The organism is Pseudonocardia sp. ICBG601 (genome assembly GCF_020496245.1).
The window spans coordinates 1-3,920 of record NZ_JAHLJA010000121.1 but is presented as its reverse complement, the minus strand read 5'-3'; the positions used below and the strand labels follow the sequence as shown (position 1 = coordinate 3,920).

Here is a 3,920-nt window from a genome sequence, read left to right as displayed (position 1 = left end):
CGCCCGTGAACACCACGCCCAGGTAGATGGCCGGGATGACGAGCAGGAAGAACCCGATGACGAACAGCAGCCCGGCCAGCAACGACCAGCGATCACCGGGAGTGCGCGGTTCTTCGCGAACGCGATGACCTGGTCCTGGTTCCACGGGCGCTGGGCCGCGTCGCGCACGACGACGAAGACCGACGCCGCATAGCCGAGAGCCGACAGCACGAGGGTGACCACGGCCAGGAGCAGGGTGGTCAGGCCGAGGCCCGCCACGACGCCGGCGCTGAGGTCGAGGTCGACGGGGTCGAACGACGACCGCGTGCTCCCGTCGAGGACGTAGCCGAGGGCGCTGAGGATCGCGGTCGGGATCAGCACGATCAGGTTGATGACCAGCAGCGGCTTCCAGCTCCGCTGCAGCACGCCGACGATCTTGGAGAACCAGTCGCCGAAGGAGAACGGCACCAGCGGATCCGGGGAGGTGCCGCTGGGCGGGGCGCCGCCGGCGGGGTAGGCGGGCTGGCCGTAGCCGCCCTGGGGGTACGGACCGCCGTACTGCTGGCCGGTCGGGTACTGGGCGGGGTACGGGGTCCCGGGCTGCTGGCCGCCGTAGGGCTGGCCCGCGCCGGGGTACGGCTGCTGGCCGTACTGCCCCGGCTGGCCGTACTGCCCCGGCTGGCCGTACTGCCCCGGCTGGCCGTACTGCCCCGGGTCCTGCCCGTACTGCTGGCCCGGCTGCCCGTGCTGCGTGCCGGGGTCCTGCCCGCGGGGAGCCTGGCCGTACTGCCCACCCTCCGGCGTGTCCGGCCGGTCGCCGCTCCCGGCCGCGTGGCCGGGCTCCTGGGCGCCACCGGGCGTCGCGGCGCCCCCCGGGGCCGGCCTGCGGGTCCTCGCCCCGCGGCGGTTCGTTGCTGCTCATGCGCGCGGACCCTAGTTGCGGACCGGGTGCGGCGGCGCCGAATTCACCGGCTCGCCCCCGATTCGTGACCGTCGCGTACGCACCGTGATCGTCTCCGACCCCGGATCGTCGCCGGAACGCAACGCCGCGGACGCGCGGTGTCACCGCCTCGCAACAGATCCCGTGCACGCTCACAGGGCATGGACACGATCCCGAGTTGCCCGCTCTGTTCTCGTCCGCGCACCCCCGCCGACGTCCGCGGACTCGCGTGGAGCAGCCACCACGGCCCGGCCGGCACGGTGTACGTGTGCGGTCCGTGCACGCGGCTGCACCTCGTCGACCTGGAGTGCGGGCTGCTCGACCCGGCCCGCGGCGCCGTCGCTCCGGGCGTCGCGGCCCCGCTGCCGCGCGCGGCCTGACCGGTCGGACGGGGCGGGCCACGACCGACCCGCCCGGCCCGCGGCGCGACGACGGGCGGTCGTCGTAGGGTCACGCCGTGCGCGAGATCCTCGAGTTGCTCGAACGTGACGCGTCGTTGAGCCACGACACCGTCGCCACCATGCTGGGTCTGACCCGGGACGAGGTCGACGCCCGGATCGCGGAGTGGGAACGCTCCGGGGTGATCCGCAGGCACAAGGCCGTCGTGGACTGGGCCCGCTACGAGGACGGCGGCGACGGCCACCCCGGCGCGGGCCGCGCCGGTGCGCAGGTGACGGCGTTCATCGACGTCTCGGTGGCCCCGGCCCGTGGGGTCGGGTTCGACGATGTCGCCGCTCGCATCTCCCGGTTCGACGAGGTCCGCGACTGCTACCTCGCTCCGGTGGGCACGACCTGCGCTGCACGGTCGTCGGCCCGGACATCCGCGCGGTCAGCGACTTCGTGTCCCAGAAGCTGTCCACGATCGACCGGGTCCGCTCGACCGCCACGCACTTCGTGCTGGCCACGCACAAGCGCGACGGCGACTCCTTCGCCGAGCCGGAGCCCGACCACCGGCTGCCGGTGACCCCGTGAAGCCGCTCAACACGACGATCTCGGCGATCCCGCCGTCGGGGATCCGGCGGTTCTTCGACATCGCCGCCGAGATGGACGACGTCATCTCCCTCGGTGTCGGTGAACCCGACTTCGTGACGCCGTGGCGGATCCGCGAGGCCGGCATCTACGCCCTGGAGCGCGGCTACACCACCTACACCGGCAACGCGGGCCTGCCGAAACTGCGTGAGCTGGTGTGTGCGGACCTGGCGTCGCGCTACGACGCCCACTACGATCCCGCCACCGAGTGCCTGGTGACGACCGGGGTGTCCGAGGGGCTCGACCTGGCGTTCCGGGTGCTGCTGAACCCGGGCGAGGAGGTCATCGTCCCGGAGCCCTGCTACGTCGCCTACCAGCCCTGCGTCGCGTTCGCGGGGGGTGTCCCGGTCGGGGTGCCGACCCACGCCGAGGACGGGTTCGCCATCGACATCGCCGCGGTCGAGGCCGCGGTCACCCCGCGGACGAAGGCGATCCTGATCGGCTCGCCGGCCAACCCGACCGGCGCGGTGCAGCCGCCCGAGGTGCTGCGCGAGCTCGTCGCGCTGGCCGAGCGGCACGACCTGTACCTGCTCTCCGACGAGATCTACGACCGTCTCACCTACGTCGGCACCCACACCTGCCTGGGTGCGGTCCCCGGTGCGCGGGAGCGGACGGTGGTCCTGGGCGGGTTCTCCAAGGCCCAGGCGATGACGGGGTGGCGGGTCGGCTGGCTCGCCGCGCCGGAGCCGATCGCCGAGCTGTGCCTGCGGGTGCATCAGTACACGATGCTGTGTGCGCCGCACGTCTCGCAGATCGCCGCGGTGGAGGCGCTGACCAGCCCGGAGGGCGACGTCGCGGAGATGGTGGCCGACTACGACCGTCGCCGACGGGTGTTCGTGAAGGGCCTGCGCGAGGCCGGGCTGGACTGCCCGGAGCCCGCGGGCGCGTTCTACGCGTTCCCCTCCATCCGCACCTCCGGCCTGGACTCGGAGACCTTCGCCGAGCGGCTGCTGCGGGAGGAGTCGGTCGCCGTCGTCCCGGGCAGCGTGTTCGGGTCGCCCGGGGAGGGGCACATCCGCTGCTCGTACGCGACGGCGCTGCCACAGCTGGAGCAGGCCGTCGAGCGGATCGGGAACTTCCTGCGACGCCTGTAGCGGGACTCCCGGCTCCGACGGTGACCCACGCCGGCCGGGGCACGGGTCAGGCCGAGAGCCTGCGCACCCGCGCCCCCTCCACCAGGCCGCGCACCATCACCGGCCCGAGGTCCCGGCCCCGCCGCACGAGCCACGGCACGCCCTGCACCACCAGCCACGCCCCCCGCTGCCAGGCCGTCACCTCCCGGCCACCGGCGGCGTCGAGCCCGACCTCCCCCGGTACCGCGAACCCCGCGGCGCCGAGCAGCCCGGCGAAACCCCGCGCCAGCAGCCGGTGGCCCAGCTCGGACGGGTGCAACCGGTCCACGCTCCACGCCGCGGGTCGTAGCTGCCGGCGGTGTCGAGGTCGAGGATCCCGACGGCGGACCGTCCCGTCGCAGCGACGGCGTCGGCCACCGCTCCGTCGACGGCCCCGTTCAGAGCGGAGATCCGGGCGGCGAGCGCCCGCTGCAGCAGGCCCGGCAGCGGCCAGACGCGGGTGTGGTCGTGGAAGCGGAGCAGCAGCACGGTCGCACCGGCCCCCAGCAGCAGCTCCAGCGACTCCGCGCAGTCCCGCCGGATCCCGGCCGGGTCGAAGTCCGAGCGGAGGGTGTCGTTCATCCCGACGCACAGCACGACCACGTCGGGCCCCGACGCCGCGGCCACGGGAACCTGCCCGTGCCGGGCGTCGGCCATCCGCGCCCCGGTCCGGGCGTGGTTGTCCAGCCGGACCGAGCCGGGGCGGGCGGGATCGTCGAGGGCGTCGCGCAGCAATGGGCCGACACCGCGCCAGCCACCGCCCGGCAGGGGATCCCCCAGCCCGACGGCGGTGGAGTCGCCCAGCAGCACGAGGTGCCGGACGGCCGCCCGGTCGCACGCGGCGCGGCGACGGGACGGAC

General features: G+C 74.4%; 6 protein-coding genes. 3 read left to right on the top strand and 3 right to left on the bottom strand.

Translation table 11 applies throughout. The annotated features are described in order from the left end of the window. The coding region (locus KPL57_RS26830) for a hypothetical protein (protein ID WP_226353625.1) at positions 1 to 447 on the bottom strand (447 nt) is incomplete at its 3' end. A gap of 633 nt (positions 448 to 1,080) precedes the next feature. Between KPL57_RS26830 and KPL57_RS26825 the strand changes: the two genes are divergently transcribed. From KPL57_RS26825 to KPL57_RS26810, 3 genes are all read left to right on the top strand, one after another. Then, the gene (locus KPL57_RS26825; RefSeq protein ID WP_226353624.1) at positions 1,081 to 1,299 is read left to right on the top strand and encodes a hypothetical protein; all 219 of its coding nucleotides are present in this window, start codon (positions 1,081 to 1,083) and stop codon (positions 1,297 to 1,299) included. Positions 1,300 to 1,483: 184 nt separating this feature from the next. Next, a complete protein-coding gene (locus KPL57_RS70355) occupies positions 1,484 to 1,891 on the top strand; it encodes an Lrp/AsnC ligand binding domain-containing protein (RefSeq protein WP_226353626.1) in 408 nt (135 codons plus the stop codon). Beyond that, the gene (locus KPL57_RS26810; protein WP_226353623.1) at positions 1,888 to 3,042 is read left to right on the top strand and encodes an aminotransferase class I/II-fold pyridoxal phosphate-dependent enzyme; all 1,155 of its coding nucleotides are present in this window, start codon (positions 1,888 to 1,890) and stop codon (positions 3,040 to 3,042) included. Before KPL57_RS70355 ends, KPL57_RS26810 begins: the two co-directional genes overlap by 4 nt. Positions 3,043 to 3,088: 46 nt before the next feature. Here KPL57_RS26810 and KPL57_RS67405 read toward each other — a convergent pair whose 3' ends face one another. Together KPL57_RS67405 and KPL57_RS26805 are read right to left on the bottom strand one after the other, a co-directional pair. Then, complete coding sequence (locus KPL57_RS67405) at positions 3,089 to 3,223, bottom strand: hypothetical protein (RefSeq protein WP_264198608.1); 135 nt, start codon at positions 3,221 to 3,223, stop codon at positions 3,089 to 3,091. Then, on the bottom strand, positions 3,220 to 3,920 hold a 701-nt coding region (locus KPL57_RS26805; RefSeq protein ID WP_226353622.1), incomplete at its 5' end, for a GDSL-type esterase/lipase family protein. The genes KPL57_RS26805 and KPL57_RS67405, both read right to left, overlap by 4 nt.